General features: G+C 55.2%; 16 protein-coding genes and 1 pseudogene. 8 read left to right on the top strand and 9 right to left on the bottom strand.

Annotated features, from left to right (window positions below):
* Window positions 1–7 precede the first annotated feature (7 nt).
* The 3 genes and pseudogenes from drt4 to CDA56_RS06810 all read right to left on the bottom strand — a co-directional run bounded on the left by drt4 (window position 8) and on the right by CDA56_RS06810 (window position 2,903).
* Window positions 8–1,624, bottom strand: a complete 1,617-nt coding sequence (drt4, locus tag CDA56_RS06825; RefSeq protein WP_048261331.1) for an antiviral reverse transcriptase Drt4 — start codon at window positions 1,622–1,624, stop codon at window positions 8–10.
* 504 nt (window positions 1,625–2,128) lie between these two features.
* A pseudogene (locus CDA56_RS06815) lies at window positions 2,129–2,200 on the bottom strand (phage polarity suppression protein); the annotation flags it as partial.
* Between the two features lie 43 nt (window positions 2,201–2,243).
* Complete coding sequence (locus tag CDA56_RS06810; RefSeq protein WP_048261329.1) at window positions 2,244–2,903, bottom strand: TetR/AcrR family transcriptional regulator; 660 nt, start codon at window positions 2,901–2,903, stop codon at window positions 2,244–2,246.
* 119 nt (window positions 2,904–3,022) lie between these two features.
* Between CDA56_RS06810 and CDA56_RS06805 the strand changes: the two genes are divergently transcribed.
* Window positions 3,023–3,916, top strand: coding sequence for an NAD(P)/FAD-dependent oxidoreductase (locus CDA56_RS06805; protein ID WP_048261327.1), 894 nt, complete (start codon window positions 3,023–3,025; stop codon window positions 3,914–3,916).
* 55 nt (window positions 3,917–3,971) lie between these two features.
* Window positions 3,972–4,352 carry an antibiotic biosynthesis monooxygenase family protein gene (locus CDA56_RS06800; protein WP_048261325.1) on the top strand — a complete coding sequence of 127 codons (381 nt, stop codon included), beginning with the start codon at window positions 3,972–3,974 and terminating at the stop codon, window positions 4,350–4,352.
* A 421-nt stretch (window positions 4,353–4,773) separates the two neighbouring features.
* On the opposite strand, the gene hutG is transcribed toward CDA56_RS06800, so the two are convergent.
* The 4 genes from hutG to hutU are packed head-to-tail and all read right to left on the bottom strand — an operon-like array spanning window position 4,774 to window position 9,919.
* Complete coding sequence (hutG, locus tag CDA56_RS06795; protein WP_103815313.1) at window positions 4,774–5,583, bottom strand: N-formylglutamate deformylase; 810 nt, start codon at window positions 5,581–5,583, stop codon at window positions 4,774–4,776.
* Window positions 5,576–6,784 carry an imidazolonepropionase gene (hutI, locus tag CDA56_RS06790; RefSeq protein WP_103815315.1) on the bottom strand — a complete coding sequence of 403 codons (1,209 nt, stop codon included), beginning with the start codon at window positions 6,782–6,784 and terminating at the stop codon, window positions 5,576–5,578. The genes hutG and hutI overlap by 8 nt, the downstream gene beginning before the upstream one ends.
* Window positions 6,785–6,795: 11 nt before the next feature.
* Window positions 6,796–8,190 (bottom strand): purine-cytosine permease family protein, encoded by a 1,395-nt coding sequence (locus CDA56_RS06785; protein ID WP_025107235.1) that lies wholly within the window; start codon window positions 8,188–8,190, stop codon window positions 6,796–6,798.
* Between the two features lie 52 nt (window positions 8,191–8,242).
* The gene (gene hutU / locus CDA56_RS31205) at window positions 8,243–9,919 is read right to left on the bottom strand and encodes a urocanate hydratase (protein ID WP_103815317.1); all 1,677 of its coding nucleotides are present in this window, start codon (window positions 9,917–9,919) and stop codon (window positions 8,243–8,245) included.
* 507 nt (window positions 9,920–10,426) lie between these two features.
* Between hutU and CDA56_RS06775 the strand changes: the two genes are divergently transcribed.
* From CDA56_RS06775 to CDA56_RS06755, 5 genes are read left to right on the top strand one after another with little or no spacing between them, the layout of a single operon-like run.
* Entirely contained in the window at window positions 10,427–11,524 is a 1,098-nt protein-coding gene (locus CDA56_RS06775) for an ABC transporter ATP-binding protein (protein ID WP_014228067.1), read from the top strand.
* Complete coding sequence (locus tag CDA56_RS06770) at window positions 11,521–12,165, top strand: ABC transporter permease (RefSeq protein WP_032748114.1); 645 nt, start codon at window positions 11,521–11,523, stop codon at window positions 12,163–12,165. Before CDA56_RS06775 ends, CDA56_RS06770 begins: the two co-directional genes overlap by 4 nt.
* Window positions 12,166–12,167: 2 nt before the next feature.
* Entirely contained in the window at window positions 12,168–12,848 is a 681-nt protein-coding gene (locus CDA56_RS06765; RefSeq protein ID WP_014228066.1) for an ABC transporter permease, read from the top strand.
* A 30-nt stretch (window positions 12,849–12,878) separates the two neighbouring features.
* Window positions 12,879–13,754, top strand: coding sequence for an ABC transporter substrate-binding protein (locus CDA56_RS06760; protein WP_049080081.1), 876 nt, complete (start codon window positions 12,879–12,881; stop codon window positions 13,752–13,754).
* A 10-nt stretch (window positions 13,755–13,764) separates the two neighbouring features.
* The gene (locus CDA56_RS06755; RefSeq protein WP_064358626.1) at window positions 13,765–15,297 is read left to right on the top strand and encodes an HAL/PAL/TAL family ammonia-lyase; all 1,533 of its coding nucleotides are present in this window, start codon (window positions 13,765–13,767) and stop codon (window positions 15,295–15,297) included.
* A gap of 33 nt (window positions 15,298–15,330) precedes the next feature.
* On the opposite strand, the gene CDA56_RS06750 is transcribed toward CDA56_RS06755, so the two are convergent.
* Both CDA56_RS06750 and hutC read right to left on the bottom strand, forming a co-directional pair.
* Window positions 15,331–15,888: a HutD/Ves family protein gene (locus tag CDA56_RS06750; RefSeq protein ID WP_103815319.1), complete on the bottom strand. Its 558-nt coding sequence runs from the start codon at window positions 15,886–15,888 to the stop codon at window positions 15,331–15,333.
* The gene (gene hutC / locus CDA56_RS06745; protein ID WP_004848014.1) at window positions 15,885–16,646 is read right to left on the bottom strand and encodes a histidine utilization repressor; all 762 of its coding nucleotides are present in this window, start codon (window positions 16,644–16,646) and stop codon (window positions 15,885–15,887) included. The genes CDA56_RS06750 and hutC overlap by 4 nt, the downstream gene beginning before the upstream one ends.
* 102 nt (window positions 16,647–16,748) lie before the next feature.
* Here hutC and CDA56_RS06740 point away from each other — a divergent pair, with 102 nt between their 5' ends.
* Entirely contained in the window at window positions 16,749–18,116 is a 1,368-nt protein-coding gene (locus CDA56_RS06740) for a formimidoylglutamate deiminase (RefSeq protein WP_014228062.1), read from the top strand.
* The last annotated feature ends 22 nt before the right edge of the window (window positions 18,117–18,138 follow it).

The raw sequence follows: 18,138 nt of genomic DNA, 5'->3' as shown, positions 1-18,138 counted from the left end.
CTGAAAACTACGCCATATAATCGTTAAAGCTTACAATCTCATCCTCATCTTCGAGAAATGGGTTATTGATTACATGACAGTATGACTCAGCTTTGGTATTATAATTTTCATCTGGCATAAAGTTAACTCCATAAGTTTTCATGATATCAAAGCATTTGTCATTGTAAGGGCTTGGGGCTTTGTTATTAAAAAATCGCTGATAAAAAAGGAGCCAATATCTGTCTATGTCATACTCATAATCTAATTTAATAATATCCGTAACAAAATCATTAATTTTTTCTTCATATATCCCTATGCTATCTAGCAAGCATAAGCTCAAGCAGTCACCGAAACATATAATCATTTTTATAACATCATCATCAATATCAATGTCATTCTTAATGCAAAAATAAAGAGTCCAAGCCATACCGTCAGAGTATTTATTCTCTGCACACATTCTCAAAATCTCATTGAATTTATTCTTATACTCATCGCCATCATCTAAATAAATATGCTCGATAAGAACGCCTAGATATGGGATAAGCATTGGATAATGCCATGATAAGTTCAGGAGATAGTCATACACCTGAGTGATTGTATACTCATCTAAGTTGTTTATAACCAGTGAAATAGCGTATTTTAGTATACTTCCACCACCTACTTGAGTGTTCAATTGCACAGCGTAATCTAGGAAATTAATTACTTCAGAAGAACTTAGAGTGTTTAGATCCTGATCTGTAAAACGTTTCTTTGTTGGTGAGTTTACATTAAGCAAAGAAACCCAGTTATCATTCAAAGTCCCTGGGAGATTACTTATTTTAGTTTTATGTAAATTTAATGATAATTTATACTTGGAAAGCTCCACACCAAGTAAATGTAAAAAAGCCTTGGCATCATCATGTGTTTTACAATAGCATGTATAATCATCTATATAACGTCTAAATAAAAAACCATCATCCCTCAGTCGTTTATCTACAGCGCTTAAGATAATCTCGCAAACAATACTTGAGGTTGCGGGGCCAATAGGAACACCATGTGTCTCATTCCTCTTAGCCTGACGCTGAAAATAGTCAAGCTTGTCGCTCCAGTGTTTATCTTGATTTTTTACTTTAGTATTTAAGGCTGTTTTTGCATTATTAATACCTACAACCGCCCACGGAATAGAGTGTGAGTAGATGTTGGTAAAGCAACCTGATATATCTGCGTTAACTTTAAATCGCCGTCCAAAACCATCATTCAGCTCTCTTACAGTTTTAGTTTCTGCATCCTCATAATTCATGATTATAACACGGCCATCAGTATGCATATCTGGTTTGATCATGCTGCTTTTATTTTGTTTTATAAAACGTATTTCCTCCCAGTTATCATGTATATGCTTGGCTAACTTTGCGTACGCTTTTGGATGGATGATTGAGAGCGTTCTTGGGAAATTGTTATATCTGGTAGCATAATACTCTATACAATCATAACCTTGTAAACTTCTACGCCCTGACGTGTCAGATGAAACTAATTCCGCTATTTCCGGTGTAAATGTTCTGGAAGAAAAGCACGGTGGGATTTCACTTATCGAACCTTTTTGGTTGGGGAAATAGTTATGTCTCAGCAAGGCTTCATACAAATGCCGCTTTTCATCAAAAATTGCCATAAGTCCTCGGGGTTAGCTAAATAATGATAAATTTCAAGAGCCATTAAATCACCATTTTCAACTAAACCCAATAAGTAAAACTCATACACACCTCACATATCCCACTTTTACCCATTTGCTAATTTATGAGTTTGATGCCATACGGTTTCACTGAAAGGTTCATATTTATTGTTCGATATTAGGTAAATCAGCTCCGATGCTAAGTGGTTTTATCGAAACCCGGGAAAAACCTACGTTAAGTGGTGACCTATCTTGCAAAAGGGTGTGAGTGTAAAAAAATGCTGAAAATATATCATTACACTTTGGCGCGCAATGCTCTCCACGCCACGCCTGCCCGCTTAAGGGGCCGCTTTTAATGCAGATGCAAAGGTGTCCTCAGGCCGCGCCGCGACTGGCGCAGGCAGGGAATGCAGGGTCGGAAAAACGCATGCAAAACCATGCACCTTATGAATACATGGCTTGTTTCGTTAAAAATAGCGGGATTTACGGGGATTTTTAGGCAGGCTACCGTGCGGCCAGTTCCGCGCGTCGGCGGATGTAAATCATGTTCTGCGCAGGGGTGAATTTTTCACGATTAATTACGTTGCGATCGGAACGCAAGCTGGAATACCAGGCAAGATCACGCCCGCGATAGCGCCCCCGGAATGCCACCGTGTGCGGCGATGAACATGGCGACAGCCGACCGACAATAAGATTCGATTTCATTGTCGTTCTCAGCTCTGGCCTCATCGAAGCGCGCGATCATCAGAAGGTCAGAGCCTTTGAAAAGCGCGGCAAACAAACGAGCGGACTGGTGAGGATCGGGCACGTTCAGAAGCGCCTTTGCGTGCAGCTGGCGCAAAAAAGCCTCGACCTGGGTGATGACATGAGCAGGGCCGGCTTCGTAATGGAGCTTGCTTAACGATGCCTGATTCTTCTTATCGGCCATAACCATGGCTTCGACGCCGCGAACATCCGATCTCAGCAGCGTGCGAAGCAGTAACGACCCCACCGCCATCAGCTGCTCTTCGAGCGAACCCTCAACGCCTTCCAGAAGGGCTTGCGGCGCAAACGACTGACTGCAGCCGGCCACGATGGCCGCACTGAACAGCGCCTCTTTATTATCGAAGTGCCGATAGATGCTGAGCTTGGATATCTTCGCTCGCTGGGCGATTTTGTCCAGGGTCGTCGCCTGAAATCCCAATTCCAAAAAGAGTTCGGATGCGGCGTCGACGATGGTTTGGCGAAGCGCCTCGTTGACGGGCCGGCCCCGCCGGGTCTGGCTGTTTTTATGGGTCACGAAATATAGTCCTTGACAGTATCCTAATTACATAATTAGGATACCAATAAGTATCATAAATAAACAAGGCACGCTACACCCAACCATCTTCCCGCATCCAAAACACGGAGCCCATCACCATGAATGACGTCATCATCATCGGCGGCAGCTTTGCCGGCCTTGCCGCCGCCCTGCAGCTTGGACGCGCCCGTCGCAAAGTCACGGTCCTCGACACTGATCGGCCGCGCAATCGCTTTGCCGGCTATTCGCATGGTGTGCTCGGCCACGACCACAAGCCGCCGCTGGACATCCTGGTCGAGGCACGTCAGCAGCTGGCGCGCTATCCAACGATCGGCCTTGTCAATGCGCGGGCCGAAAGCTTATCCGGCACCATCGACGATTTCTGCGTCGTCACTGACGATAACGAAAGCCTGAGGGCGCGCCGCCTGATCCTGAGCTATGGCATCACTGACCAGATACCTGATATTCCTGGCTTTGCTGAAGGCTGGGGGACGTCCATCATACCCTGCCCCTACTGCGACGGCTTTGAAGTCGCCGACCAGCATTGGGGCCTCATCTGGTCTGGCCCGCAGTCGCACAATCAGGTCAGACTCTTCCATGACTGGACCGACAGGTTGACGGTCTTTACCGATGGTCACGACATCGCACCCGATATCCGAACCGACCTCGTCCGCCGAAACAAAGCCATCGTTGAAGGCAAGATCGTGGAAATTTTCGGTAATGAAGGCCATAAGTCCGCCGTCCGACTCGATAACGGCCCCGCTGTCGCGGTCGATATCCTCTTCGCGCATCCCCGTACCAGGCCGTCCGCAAGCCTTCATGACACACTGGGCCTCGCCACGGTCAATACGCCAACCGGCATCGCCCTCAAGACCGATGAGCGCCGCGAAACCAGCATGCCAGGCATTTACGCCGCTGGCGACCTCGCCAACCCCGGAATGCCCTCGGTCACTACGGCAACATGGCAAGGCGCGATGGCGGGTATCTTCGCCCAGCAGTCGATGCTCGCTTGAGTAAAAACGGCATCGATCAACCCACTTCAATTTCACAACAGACAGGAGCTCCGCCATGACTGCCATAAAACCATTCAAACCTCTGGACGAGAAATTTCCGTTTGACCGCCAACTCAGTATCGCGACCGCGCCTCTTGTGCTCATCAACCTGTTTACGGTCGTCGAGCCCACCGACGAAGCGGGTTTCCTGGACGCTTTCAGGGCGGCTGCCGGGGTCATTACGAAGCAACCAGGCTTCATTTCCATGCAACTACATCGGGCGATCGGCGATAGTCCGACTTACCTGAACTATGTGGTGTGGGAGTCAACTGAGGCGGTCCGCGCCGCCTTCACCGATCCCGCGTTCCTCGCGAAACTTCCGGCATATCCCTCATCCGTCGTGGCCAGCCCGCACCTGTTCCAGAAGGTCGCCGTCGCCGGCTTCTGCACGGCCTGACGCCGAAAATATGTCAAAGCGCGACGGCCGGCATCCCCGCCTGGCAGTGGATGCTGAGCTGAGAAACATGACATCTGAGTAATTGATTTTCTGACGAGATATCGCTGTCAAGCCAAAAAGAAACGACCCCCTCTCGCTCAACAATGACATCCAGACCTTATCCGTGAAGCACTTATAAATTGCAATTGCCCGTGCACGTGAAAGTGCTGACACAACGATCGCATAGCGTTAATGCTGAAGCAGGATCCCCGCCCTGAAAGACGGAGATATAAGGGGGGTCCGCTAACGGCCCGCATTCCCCCTCTCTTCAGAAGAAGCCAGGCAGGCGGTAAGGCGTCGCTTTATTTGACCTTTCTTATCGCCTTCGGCTGTTTTACAGACTTTTTGGATGCCTGTGTCTTCAGCTTTTCAATATACGAGTTCACATTCCGGGCTCGCCGTACTGCTCTCGTCCCCACTGCAACGCAGTATTAATCAACCTCTCCAGCAGTTGTTGCGCCTGCTGCCCTTTCTCCGGAAGATAAGCAAAGCTCTCCTCATCCATATAGCAGCACTGGGCCATTTCTAGCTGAACAGCATGAATATGGTTGACGGGATCGCCATAGTGACGGGTGATATATCCGCCTTTAAAGCGGCCATTGAGTATCCGGCTATACTGCGGGAACGCATTGCAGCTTGCCAGCAGCGCCTGGCTGAGCTGTGTCGAACAGCTGGCGCCGTCCGCCGTACCAAAGTTCAGATCCGGCAGCCGCCCTTCGAACAAGCGCGGCACCACGGATTTGATCGAGTGCGCATCCCACAACAGCGCATAGCCAAATTTCTCACGCAGGCGTGTCAGTTCAGCGGCAAGCGCCTGGTGATAAGGCTGCCAGACCTGTTTTAGTATCGCGTCCTTCGCCGCCGCGTCAGGCGCACCGCCAGGCACGAACAGGGCTTCGCCGTCAAAAAAGATATCGGTAAACAGCCCGGTTGTCGCCGTGCTGTAAAGCGGTTTATCATCCGCCGGGCGATTGATATCCACCACATAGCGGGAATAGCGGGCGCATAACGTGCTGGCCCCCATGTCCGCGATGGTCTGATAGAGCAAGGGAATATGCCAGTCGGTATCTTCCAGACGCTTCGCCCTCGGCGTGAGCCCCTGGGCGACTTCGGGGGTTAATAACGTTCCCGGGTGGGGCATACTGACCAGCAGCGGCAGGTTCCCCTGCTGCAAATCAAACGCCTTAATCACAATAAACCTCCTTACCTTGATAAATCACCTGTTTCGAAAGGGAGCCTCCCAGCCAGTAGCTTAGCTCCGCCGGATAAGCGATATCCCACGCCACGAAGCTGGCCTCTTTTCCGGCTTCCAGAGAACCACAAACGGTATCCAGCCCCAGCGCCTTCGCGCCGTTAAGCGTCACGCCAGCCAACGCCTCTTCCGGCGTCATGCGGAATAGCGTACAGGCCATATTCATCATCAGACGCAGGGACAACACCGGCGAGGTGCCGGGATTTAAATCGCTGGCGAGGGCAATCGGCACCCGGTACTGACGCAGCAGATCCAGCGGCGGTAGCTGTTTCTCACGCAGGAAGTAATAGGCGCCCGGCAGCAGCACCGCCACCGTCCCATGGCGTGCCATTGCGGCGATATCTTCTTCGCACAAATATTCCAGATGATCCGCCGACAGCGCATGGTAGCGAGCGGCCAACGCCGCCCCATGCTGTAGCGTTAGCTGTTCAGCATGGAGCTTCACTGGCAGCCCCAGTTCCCGGGCCTTCTGAAAGACCCGCTCCACTTGCGAGGGCGAAAATGCCAGGTGTTCGCAGAACGCATCCACCGCATCCACCAGCCCTTCCTGATGCAGTTCCGGCAGCAGTCGTTCGCAAATATAGTCAATCCAGGCATCCGCCCGCTCCTGATACTCGACGGGCACCGCATGGGCCGCCAGGCAGGTACTGCGCACGGTCAGCGGCAATATGTCGCCTAAACGGCGGATCGCCCGCAGCATTTTACGTTCGTTAGCCAGATCCAGGCCGTAGCCGGATTTGATCTCCAGCGCCGTTACGCCGTCCCGGCATAGCTCCCGGATACGCTGCCGCGCGCTCTCCAGCAACTGGCTTTCGCTGGCCTGTCGCGTGGCGTTGACTGTACTGGCGATCCCGCCGCCGCCAGCCGCGATCTCCGCATAGCTCGCCCCGTTGAGACGCATTTCAAATTCCCGGGCCCGGTCGCCGCCAAACACCGCGTGGCTATGACAATCCACCAGTCCCGGCGTGACCACCCTGCCCTGCAAATCCACCCGCTGCGCAACGGGCAAGTCCGGCAATTCTGCCCGGTTCCCGACCCATAACAGCACTGCGCCGTCGGTCAGCATCGCGCCATCGTCAAGCAACTGATAATGCCCAGCGGCCATGGTGGCGATCCGGCAGTGATGCCAAAGGGTATACATGACGCTCTCCTTTAACGACTGATGGCGGCGCCAGCCGCCGCTGCGGACTGCGCTTTGCGCAGGACATAGTAGAGCCCCGCCGGTAGCGCCAGCCCAATGAGCCAGGAGATATCGATACCGCCCAGCATCTTCACAAATGGGCCGGAATAGAATCCACTATCAATAAACGGCGTCTGTACCGCCACTCCAACGAGATAAACCCCGAGCCCCGTCACATTCCACGCCCGATATTTCCCGTTCGGATCGTTCAGCGCCTCCATGTCTATAGCCTGATGGTTGAAGAAATAGTAATCCACCAGGTTAATCGCGCTCCACGGTGTAAAGAAAGTTAACAGAAACAACAGGAAGGATTTAAAAGCCGACAGGAAAGAGTGTTGCCCGATAATCGCGATAGCGGTCGCCAGGGTAATAATCATCGCCAGCACCAGCAGACGTACCGACTGGCTTACGCGCACTCGCTGCTTCCCGCAGCTGTACACCGTCGCCAGGCACATCAGGCTGCCGTAGGCATTCAGGGTATTGATCGTCAGTTTACCAAACGCGATGCTCAGATATAACAGCGTGGCAATCGCGCCGGTGCCGCCCAGGCCGACGATATAGTCCACCTCATGACCGACCAGTTTTCCCTGCGAGAGAGCGGCAGCCAGCACCCCGACGGTCATGGCGATTTGCGCGCCAATCACCGAACCGCTCCCGACGGCGAAAAAGACCTTCCCGGGAGAGGTGCTGCGCGGTAGATAGCGGGAATAATCGGCAACATAGGGGCCAAAGGTGATCTGCCAGGAAGCCGCAAGGCCGGTGGCGGTTAAAAACGTACTCCAGCTAAAGGGTCGGATACTCAGCAGGTCGCCAATAGCCGGAAAGGAACTGATTTTCCACAGCAGGTAGATAAACGCGATAATCCCCACCAGGCTCGCCAGCTTGCCCAACAGGTGGATCAAACGATAGCCGACGTAGGCGATAACCAGCGTGGCGGCAGCAAAAAGCAGAATGCCGCTGGTTTCCGTAGTATGGAAAACCGCTGAGATCGCCTGGCCGGACAGCACCGCCCCGGTGGCGATAAAGCCAAGGTACATCAGGCAGACCAGCAGAATCGGCAGGCAGGCGCCGTAGACGCCGAACTGTACCCGGCTGCTGATCATCTGTGGTATCCCCAGCTGCGGCCCTTGCGCGGCATGCAATGCCATCACAATCCCACCGGCAATCTGCCCCAGCATAAGACCGGCCAGCGACCAGAAAACATCCCCGCCGAATACAATCGTTAATGCGCCAGTGACCATGGCGGTGATTTGCAGGTTAGCCCCCAGCCACAGGGTGAACTGGCTAAAAATGCTACCGTGGCGTTCACCGTCAGGGATGGGTTCAATAGAACGTGTTTCGATGTATGTTGTGTTGTTATTATTCATGGCAGCACTCCGGTGAGGCGAAGGGGATACATTGCCCCCTTCGCCGGAGAAATTAGTCCGCAATCATTGGCAAGTTGAGTCCTTGCTCTCTGGCGCATTCAATCGCGATGTCATAACCCGCATCCGCATGGCGCATCACACCGGTGGCCGGGTCGTTGCTCAGCACCCGGGCGATGCGCTCCGCCGCTTCATCGCTGCCGTCGCAGACAATGACGACGCCGGAGTGCTGGGAGAAGCCCATCCCTACGCCGCCGCCATGGTGCAGGGAAACCCAGGTCGCGCCACTGGCGGTATTCAGCAGCGCGTTCAGCAACGGCCAGTCGGAGACCGCGTCGGAGCCGTCCTGCATCGCTTCCGTTTCGCGGTTAGGGCTGGCAACGGAGCCGGAGTCAAGATGATCGCGGCCGATCACGATCGGTGCCGACAGCTCGCCGCTGCGGACCATTTCGTTAAACGCCAGGCCCAGCCGGGCGCGCTGTCCCAGGCCGACCCAGCAGATCCGGGCCGGCAGCCCCTGGAAGCTGATGCGCTCTCTGGCCATATCCAGCCAGTGGTGGAGGTGTTCGTCATCGGGTATCAGCGCTTTAACTTTCGCGTCGGTACGGTAGATATCCTGCGGATCGCCGGAAAGCGCCGCCCAGCGGAATGGGCCAATCCCCCGGCAGAACAGCGGACGAATATAGGCGGGAACAAAGCCCGGGAAGTCAAAAGCGTTTTCCACCCCCATCTCTTTCGCCATCTGGCGGATGTTGTTGCCGTAATCGAAGGTGGGAATGCCCTGCTGCCTGAAGGCGAGCATGGCTTTAACGTGTTCGGCCATTGAGGCTTTCGCCGCGTGGATCGTCTCCACCGGGTGGGACTGCGCACGAGCGCGGTAGTCTTCCCAGCTCATGCCCAGCGGCAGATAACCGTTGAGGGGATCGTGTGCGCTGGTCTGGTCGGTCACCATATCCGGGCGCACGCCGCGTCTTACCAGCTCCGGTAAAATTTCCGCCGCGTTGCCATGCAGCGCGATGGATACCGCTTCTCCTTTTGCGGTATAGCGGGCGATGCGGGTCAGGGCGTCATCCAGGTCGCTCGCCTGCTCATCGACATAGCCGGTACGCAGACGGAAGTCGATACGCGACTGCTGGCATTCAATATTCAGCGAACAGGCTCCCGCCAGGGTTGCGGCCAGCGGCTGAGCGCCGCCCATGCCCCCCAGACCCGCTGTCAGCACCCAGCGTCCGCGCAGGCTACCGTTATAGTGCTGGCGCCCGGCTTCCACAAACGTTTCGTAAGTGCCCTGAACAATGCCCTGGCTGCCGATGTAGATCCATGAGCCGGCCGTCATTTGCCCGTACATCGCCAGACCTTGTGCATCAAGCTCGTTGAAGTGCTCCCAGTTTGCCCAGTGCGGTACGAGGTTGGAGTTGGCGATCAGCACCCGCGGGGCGTTGTCGTGGGTTTTGAAAACCCCCACCGGCTTGCCGGACTGGATCAACAGCGTTTCATCATCATTGAGCTGCTTCAGGGTCTCAACGATCTTGTCGTAGCATTCCCAGTTGCGGGCCGCCCGGCCAATACCGCCGTACACCACCAGCTCTTTTGGATTTTCGGCGACATCAGGATCCAGGTTGTTCATCAGCATGCGCAGCGGCGCCTCTGTGAACCAACTTTTTGCGTTCAGCTTAGTGCCTCGCGGGGCTCTGATTTCAACATCGCGAAAACGGGTTGCTTGTTTACTCATGCGCTTTACCTTCTTATCCGTTACCTGTCATATGTTAATTAATTGTTAGTTTTGTTATTTGCATTTTAATTGTATATACATGATAAGCATATTGGATGCCAGGTTAGAAATTAATTTATAAAACCAATAAAATTCAACAAATTAACATAAAAACAGAAGGACATACTGCGCTATACACTCGTGAACACACCGTGATGATGGGCCATTTTGGTGCAAAAATACAGCTCTTCGCCTTATTTTTGTGCACTAAAACATCACAAAAAGATAACACTAGTGAATTTTCTATCTCGTCATGACTTCTTATCTCGCCATAGACGGCAGTACCAGATAACGCAAATACACTATAAGTAATTGTTTTAAAATAACAAAATAACCATTTCATTGCATATCCCTCTGGCAGTGGCACAAGTTTTGCTAGTTGTACATACAAGATTATACATAGCAGCATTTTGTCGCGTGACTCCCCTGTATTCGGGAACACCACACACAACAATCAGAGGCGTGAAGATGATTACCTTCCAGAATGTGACTAAGCACTACGACAACGGTTCGGTCGTAGTAGATGGCCTTAGCCTGGTAGCGCCGGGGGGCAAAATTACGGTATTTGTCGGCCCTTCGGGCTGTGGAAAAACCACCTCATTGCGGATGATTAACCGGTTAGTGGAACCGTCATCGGGCCGGATCCTGCTTAACGGCGAAGCCACCGAGCAAATGGATATCGTGCAACTGCGCCGCCGTATTGGCTATGTCATTCAAAATGCAGGTTTATTCCCCCATAAAAACATTATCGACAACATTGCCACCACCGCGATTCTCAACGGCGCCGCCAAAAGTAAAGCCAGAGCCAGAGCCGGGGAATTACTGGAAGTCGTCGGTCTGGATCCGCAAATCGCCAAACGCTTCCCCTGGCAGCTTTCCGGAGGCCAGCAGCAGCGCGTGGGCGTTGCCCGCGCCCTGGCGGCAGACCCGGAGTTTATGTTGATGGACGAACCGTTCAGCGCGGTCGACCCGGTGGTCCGCGAACAGCTGCAGGAAGAGTTTTTGCGTATTCAGAAAGAGGTGAGCAAAACCATCATTATGGTCACTCACGATATTGATGAAGCCATGAAGCTCGGCGACCTGGTCGCGGTACTTAAACCTGGCGGCAAGCTGGCGCAGATGGCCTCCCCAGGCGAACTGCTCAATACGCCGCAAAACGCCTTTGTGGCGGACTTTATCGGCAAAGACAGAGGCTATCGCAAACTGAGTTTCCACGCCGCCGACACAGAAACCGGGTTACGCAACGAGCCCTATGCCGAGCTGGACTGTTCCTTCGAGCAGGCCAAAGAGATGGCCATCGACCGCTGGCTGCTGGTTACCCAAAACGGCAAAGCGTTTGGCTGGTTCGACACCCATCAGCCGGCAACAGCAATTACCCACGACAACATCAATCTGGGGGCGACGTTCCACCAGCAGGGGAGCCCGTTGCGCCATTTGCTGGACGCTGCGCTGAGCTCGCCCAACCACCGGGCCGTGATCGTCGATGAACGGCAAATCCCGCTGGGGACCATCCACCTCGATCAAGTACTCGACATGTGTAAATCCACGCGCCAGGAGGGAGCATGAGATTCGATTGGCTATGGGCGCAGAGCGATAAAATCTTCAACCTGTTTCTCTGGCACAGTTATCTCTCAATTGTGCCGGTAGTGATAGGGTTAATTCTGGCGATCCCTGTCGGCTGGGGCATTCACCACCTGCCATCGGTCAAGTCGGCGATCGTTAACCTGTTTGGCCTACTCTATACCATTCCGTCACTGGCGCTGTTTGTGCTGCTGCCCCCGCTGCTCCACACGCAGATTCTGGACCCCATTAATGTTGTGGTCGCACTGACCATCTACAGCTTTGCGCTACTGGTTCGCACCGTCTGCGACGGGCTGGACTCCGTATCGGCCGATACCCGTCAGTCCGCGGCAGCGCTCGGGTATAAACCCGCTCAGCAGTTTTTCCAGATCGACCTGCCGCTGGCCGTGCCGGTGATTGGTTCCGGCCTGCGCGTTGCCGTGGTGTCTAACGTCAGTATCGTTTCCGTCGCGGCATTAATTGGCGCACCGCAGCTCGGCTCGCTGTTTACCCTGGGCTTCCAGCTGCAATTTCTGACGCCCATCATCGCCGGGATCGCGCTCAGCATCATTCTGGCGCTGCTGCTGGATATGCTGGTGGTTTACGCCACTCGTCAACTCAGCCGCTGGCAACCTCAGAGAGGATAATTATGCTTACCTGGTTTATGGATCCCATCCACTGGTTTGGTGAGGGCGGCATTTTCCCCCTTCTGGCGCAGCACATCAGCTATAGCGCTGTCGCTCTGGCGATCGCCTTTATCATCGCGTTTCCCGTCGGCTGCTACACCGGCCATACCGGTAAAGGGGAAGGCCTGCTCATCGGTACCACCAACGCCCTGCGCTCCCTGCCCTCATTTGGGCTGATTATTCTGCTGGTGATTTTACTTTCCGGCGAGTTTGAGTCCGATATGGCCTTTATTCTGCCCTGTATTCTGGTGCTGGTGGCGCTGGCGCTCCCGCCGATTGCGCTGGGTGTGCATGCGGGTATTCGCGCGCTCGATCCCTATGTCCTTGATGCCGCTCGCGGCATGGGGATGACGCGGCTGCAGATCCTGCTACAGGTGGAGTTGCCCTGCGCGCTTCCGCTGATCCTCTCCGGCGTGCGCAGCGCCACGTTGCAGATTATTTCCACCGCCACCATCGCAGCCTATGTCTCGCTGGGGGGATTCGGACGTCTGATTATTGACGGACGCGCGGCGAACGATTTCAGCCAGATGATCGCCGGCGCCATGCTGGTGGCGCTACTGGCTTTACTGATCGACTGCTTGTTCTCTTTCTCGCAAAAAATAGTCGTTTCACCCGGTATTACCCGGCGTATTAAAAACCCATAACCTCATTCCACTGCTCAAAAGGATACCTCAATGAATATGAAAAAAAGTATTTTGACGCTGTGTTCAGCGCTGCTGCTGTCGGCGACCTCATCGGCCTGGGCCGCGCCGAAAGTCATTGTCGGTTCTGCAGACTTCCCGGAAAGCCAACTGCTGGGCACCATTTATGCGGGTGCGTTAGAAGCGCAAAATATCCCGGTGGAGAAAAAGCTGAACATCGGCAGCCGCGAAGTGTATATCCCGGCGCTGCTGGACGGTTCCATCACGCTGATCCCGGAATACAGCGGCGCGCTGTTGAGCTATCTGGATGCGAAAAATGCGGCACACGGTAGTGAGGACGTCGCCAGAGAGCTGGCCGCTAAGCTGCCGGAGAAAGTTAAAATGCTGCAGATCTCCCAGGCTCAGGATATCGACGTTCTGGCCGTGACGCAGAAAACCGCCGATAAATATAAACTGAAAACCATCGCCGATTTACAGCCTGTTGCCAGCCAACTGGTGCTGGGCGGCCCGGCGGAATGGAAAACCCGCCATGAGGGGCTCTCCGGCCTGCGCGACGTGTACGGGCTGAACTTTAAGAGTTTTAAAGTGCTGGACGTCGGCGGGCCGCTGACGCTCAGCGCCATGAAAAATAACCAGGTCCAGGTCGCCGATCTGCTTTCAACCTCGCCAGCAATCAAAAAAGATCGCCTTGTCGTGCTGGAAGACACAAAACATCTGTTCGCGGCGCAAAATATTGTGCCAATCGTCGCCAGTGAAGCGCTGAATGACGCCGTGACCACCACGCTGAATAAAGTCTCTGCTCAGCTAACGACTGAAGATCTGATCGACATGAACGAGAAAATTGCCGAATTTGTCAGCATCGACGATATCGCGCATCAGTGGCTGGTAAAACACGGATTTAGCCAATAAGGTCGCAGACATGACAACTCCTCTGAACGGCAGCATTACCCTCGGGCAGGCACCGGGTACTGTGGATGAGATAGTGCGGATTGCCGACGGCGCGCCGATCGCGCTGGAGAAGGCCGCGCTGGATAATATGGCGCGGGTCAGCAGCCGTATTCAGCGCGCCATTGAACAAGGCCAGGTAATCTACGGGCTGACGACCGGCGTCGGCGATCTGGTCACCACCCGGCTGTCCCCGGACAGGATGACGGATACTCAGCTGAATATGCTGCGCAGCCACGCCTGCGGAGTCGGTCCGGACCTGACGGTGCGTGAAGTGCGGGCCATGATGGCGGTGACGTTAAAATCCCTGCTGCAGGGATACAGCGGCGTTACCCCGGCGCTGGCGCAGCGTATCGCCGATATGTTGAACCGTCAGGTCACGCCGTGGTCACCCGCCGGCGGCTCCGTCGGTTACCTGATTGCCACCGCCCATATCGGCCTTGCGGTCTTCGGCGAGGGCAAATGCTGGTATCAGGGAGAACTGCTGCCGGCGCAACAGGCGCTGACGCGGGCGGGTATCCCGCCCTATGTTCCCGGTCCCAGAGAGGGTCACGCGTTGGTCGGCGGCACCTATGAGATCACCGCGCTGGGCTGCCTGGCCGTGGCGGATTTCCAGCGTCTGCTCCCCGTCGCCGATATGGCGGGCGGGATGTGCCTCGAGGCCATGCGGGGCAATACGCGCGGCTACGATGCCCGCCTGCACGCCCTGCGCCCTCATCCCGGACAGCAGGAAACCGCGCAAAACCTGCGCCGCCTGCTGAAAGGCAGCGAGATCCTGGCGCGTTATCGCGACCACCGGGTTCAGGACGCGCTTAGTTTACGCTGTATCCCCCAGATCCACGGCGCGGTGCGCGACCAGCTGACCCACTGTCGACAGATTATGACCATCGAACTCAATTCGGTGACCGATAATCCGCTGTTTCTGGTAGAAGAAGACAGGCTTATCGTGATGCCAGGGGGCAACGGTCACGGTGCGCCAACGGCGCTGGCGCTGGATGCGCTGGCCGTTGCGATTGCCCAGTTGAGCACCGCTTCCCAGGCCCGTTGCGACCGAATAACCAATACGCATCTCAGCGGGCTGCCGGCCTTTCTTATCTCGCCGGATTCGGGGTACTCCGGGATGATGATCCCACCCTACGTCGCCGCTGCGCTGGCGGGCGATAACCGCAGTCTGGCCGGCCCGGCCAGTATCCACACGGTATCCACCTGCGCCGGTCAGGAAGATCATGTCAGCATGGGGGTTGCCGCCGCACGTAAAGCGCTTAAGGCGGTAGAAAACGCCGTGGACATCGTCGCCATCGAACTGCTGTGCGCCTGTCAGGCGCTGGAGTTCCATCGCCCGCTGCGTGCCGCCGTGGGCAGCGAGGCGACGCTGGAGAGAGTGCGTCAGGCGGTGCCGTTCCGGGATAAAGATACGCTGCTCTACCCCGATATACACGCGCTACGCGCCCTGATTAATCAGGGCGAACTCAGCGCGATGCTGCAGGCATTGTGCGAAGAGGAGTGACAACAGGCGCCGCAGGAGGAACCTGCGGCGTGATTAAAGGGGAATCAGCGTGATGCGGGCCAGACGCGCGCCCGGAGAGTCCTGGATAACCAGCGCCACCGCTTCATCCACCAGCAGGCTGTCGTAATGTCCCAGTAAATAGCGTTGGTCGCCGACGCTCACCCGCAACGCGGGCCCGGCATTAAACAATATCCGCAGTCCGCCCTGATGCGACCACGTCCCCGCCCCGCACCAGCTCACCGTCGCCCGCAGAGCGGCTTCCCGGTAAATCACATTAAAATCCAGCAGCGGGCCGCCGACAATCTCACAGGATACGCCGCTCGCGCCGTTAAACCCCAGCGCCTGGAAAGGCGCAATCAATGCGCTGCGCTGCCCATCGATTGTCAGGTACATCCCGCCGCCTTCCAGCACGCTGATATTGCGCAGGTAGCCGGGAAATGCGGAGAACGGACCAGGCTGGCGAATGGTCGCCAGGGATATACGCCAGTCATATTCCCCCCCTTCCGGATAGCGGGCCACTTCGCGCGTCACGCCCTGGCCGTTTTTCCAGGGCATTTCCGTATACAACCCGGCAGGGAGCAGACGGATCATTTGCGCATGCTCCCTTCCAGGCGGTAACGCGGACCGGGATAGACCAGGCGCACGCTGGTGACGATTTTCTTCTCCTGACGGCCGGTCCACGTCCGACGATTGACCAGCAGACAAGGCGTATGTTCATCAATTTCCAGGTAAACACACTCGGCCCGCGTGACGTTGACCGCTTCAATAACGTGTTCGCCTTCAACAATCGGCGCAATTGAGGAGAGATAGGCGTTCGGCGTGATACGTGTAAAATCCTGCTGCAGGTAGTCCGGCACAACCTGCATATTCACCAGTCGGTCTTCCAGCATAACCGGTACGCCATTTTCATAATGGCAAATCAGCGAATGGTACAGACCGCAACCCTGCTGCATGCCAAAGCTGAACGCCTGCTGGGCATCGGCTTCGATTTCCGTCAGTCTGAAGACTCTGGCGTGGTGGCGGTGGCCACGGCTGGCGATTTCGTCAGCGATATTGTTAATGTCCAGCAGCGCCGACTGGCCGCGAATTTCGGCGACAAAAGTACCGACCCCCTGCATCCGCACCAGCAAGCCCTCCGCGGTCAGTTCTCGCAACGCGCGGTTAATCGTCATTCTGCTATAGCCAAACAGCGTGACCAGCTCGCTTTCAGAAGGAACACGGTAATTCGCGGGCCATGCCCCGCTGTGGATCTTGGTTTTGATCATGGCCTTTACCCTTTCATAAAAGGGGGCGGGATGTTCAAGTAACTCATCCATGGAATCCGAATTTGACAGGTCGTTACGCGCCATTAACCATTCCTCATATGCTGACGTTGTCAGTTTACTCTATGACCTGTTAGATGTATATATATGTACATGTATATACATTAGCACTGATAATAAGGTGGTAAAATGGCAGTCTGGTTGGCAGAAAAAGCGCTGTTGCCTGATGGCTGGGCAAATAATGTCGGCATAACCGTGTCCGAAGAAGGCATCATAACCGCGCTGGAAAAGAACGCAGCGCCGAATCCGCAGGCGACGCGCATCAAAGGGGTCGTCGTGCCGGGTATGCCGAACCTGCACTCCCATGCCTTCCAGCGGGCGATGGCCGGGTTAACGGAGGTGGCGGGAAACCCGTCGGATAGCTTCTGGACCTGGCGGGATCTGATGTACAGGCTGGTAGATAAAATTACGCCAGAACAGCTGGAAACCATCGCCAGCTATCTGTACATCGAAATGCTCAAAGCCGGGTACACCTCGGTCGCCGAATTCCACTATCTGCATCACAGCAGCAGCGGCGCGCCTTATGAAGAGCGGACGGAATTAGCGCTGCGTATCGCCAGCGCGGCGAAACATACCGGCATCGGCCTGACGCTGCTGCCCGTCCTGTACAGTTACGCCGGGTTTGGCGCGCAGCCGCCCTCCGTTGGACAGCGCCGCTTTATCAACGATAGCGACAGCTACCTGACAATGTACGAGTCGCTCACATCGCGGCTGGCCGGCGAGCCAATGCAGCGTACCGGTCTGTGCTTCCACTCATTACGGGCCGTTACGCCGGAGCAGATTGGCGCCATTCTGGCCTGCCATCCTGGCCAGCAGCCGATTCATATTCATATTGCTGAACAGCAAAAAGAGGTGGATGACTGCCTGGCCTGGTCCGGCGAGCGCCCGGTGGAGTGGCTGTACAACCATCTCCCCGTGGATTCGCGCTGGTGCCTGATCCACGCCACTCATCTGACGCCTCAGGAAACGATGAAGATCGCCACATCCGGTGCGGTGGCCGGCCTGTGCCTGACTACCGAAGCCAATCTCGGCGATGGCATATTCCCTGGCCCACAATATCTGGAGCATAACGGCGTCTGGGGAATTGGTTCCGACAGCCACATTAGCGTCAGCGTCAGCGAGGATTTACGCTGGTTCGAATACGGGCAGCGCCTGATAGCCCAGCGCCGCAACCGGCTCATCGTCCCAGGCGAGCCTCACGTCGGCAACGTGCTGTATCAAGGGGCGCTACGAGGCGGCGCCAGAGCGCTGGGCCAAAACATTGGCCAGCTAAGCGTAGGATATCGGGCCGATCTGGTCGTATTGGATAGCCAGAATCCCTTTATCGCCAGCGCAGAAGACCAGATGCTGCTCAACCGCTGGATCTTCGCCTGCTCATCTAATCCCATTACCGCGGTGATGACTGGCGGACGCTGGGTGATTGAGGATGGGCATCACCATAAAGAAGAATCTGTCTCTCAGGCATTTATTCAGGTAATGAAAGATCTTGCAGCCTGATATCGAAAAAAGCGGTTCACCG

It is taken from the genome of Klebsiella michiganensis (assembly GCF_002925905.1).
Classification (GTDB): domain Bacteria; phylum Pseudomonadota; class Gammaproteobacteria; order Enterobacterales; family Enterobacteriaceae; genus Klebsiella; species Klebsiella michiganensis.
This window is presented reverse-complemented; position numbering and strand designations above follow the sequence as displayed.

What these genes read in the sequence shown, in the direction of transcription:
- hutC (WP_004848014.1), bottom strand. Translation starts at nt 16,646, where the DNA reads ATGGCGCGTAACGACCTGTCAAATTCGGATTCCATGGATGAGTTACTT.
- CDA56_RS06770 (WP_032748114.1), top strand. Translation starts at nt 11,521, where the DNA reads ATGAGATTCGATTGGCTATGGGCGCAGAGCGATAAAATCTTCAACCTG.
- hutI (WP_103815315.1), bottom strand. Translation starts at nt 6,784, where the DNA reads ATGTATACCCTTTGGCATCACTGCCGGATCGCCACCATGGCCGCTGGG.
- CDA56_RS06800 (WP_048261325.1), top strand. Translation starts at nt 3,972, where the DNA reads ATGACTGCCATAAAACCATTCAAACCTCTGGACGAGAAATTTCCGTTT.
- CDA56_RS06760 (WP_049080081.1), top strand. Translation starts at nt 12,879, where the DNA reads ATGAATATGAAAAAAAGTATTTTGACGCTGTGTTCAGCGCTGCTGCTG.
- CDA56_RS06805 (WP_048261327.1), top strand. Translation starts at nt 3,023, where the DNA reads ATGAATGACGTCATCATCATCGGCGGCAGCTTTGCCGGCCTTGCCGCC.
- CDA56_RS06775 (WP_014228067.1), top strand. Translation starts at nt 10,427, where the DNA reads ATGATTACCTTCCAGAATGTGACTAAGCACTACGACAACGGTTCGGTC.
- CDA56_RS06785 (WP_025107235.1), bottom strand. Translation starts at nt 8,190, where the DNA reads ATGAATAATAACAACACAACATACATCGAAACACGTTCTATTGAACCC.
- hutU (WP_103815317.1), bottom strand. Translation starts at nt 9,919, where the DNA reads ATGAGTAAACAAGCAACCCGTTTTCGCGATGTTGAAATCAGAGCCCCG.
- CDA56_RS06755 (WP_064358626.1), top strand. Translation starts at nt 13,765, where the DNA reads ATGACAACTCCTCTGAACGGCAGCATTACCCTCGGGCAGGCACCGGGT.
- CDA56_RS06740 (WP_014228062.1), top strand. Translation starts at nt 16,749, where the DNA reads ATGGCAGTCTGGTTGGCAGAAAAAGCGCTGTTGCCTGATGGCTGGGCA.
- CDA56_RS06765 (WP_014228066.1), top strand. Translation starts at nt 12,168, where the DNA reads ATGCTTACCTGGTTTATGGATCCCATCCACTGGTTTGGTGAGGGCGGC.
- CDA56_RS06750 (WP_103815319.1), bottom strand. Translation starts at nt 15,888, where the DNA reads ATGATCCGTCTGCTCCCTGCCGGGTTGTATACGGAAATGCCCTGGAAA.
- drt4 (WP_048261331.1), bottom strand. Translation starts at nt 1,624, where the DNA reads ATGGCAATTTTTGATGAAAAGCGGCATTTGTATGAAGCCTTGCTGAGA.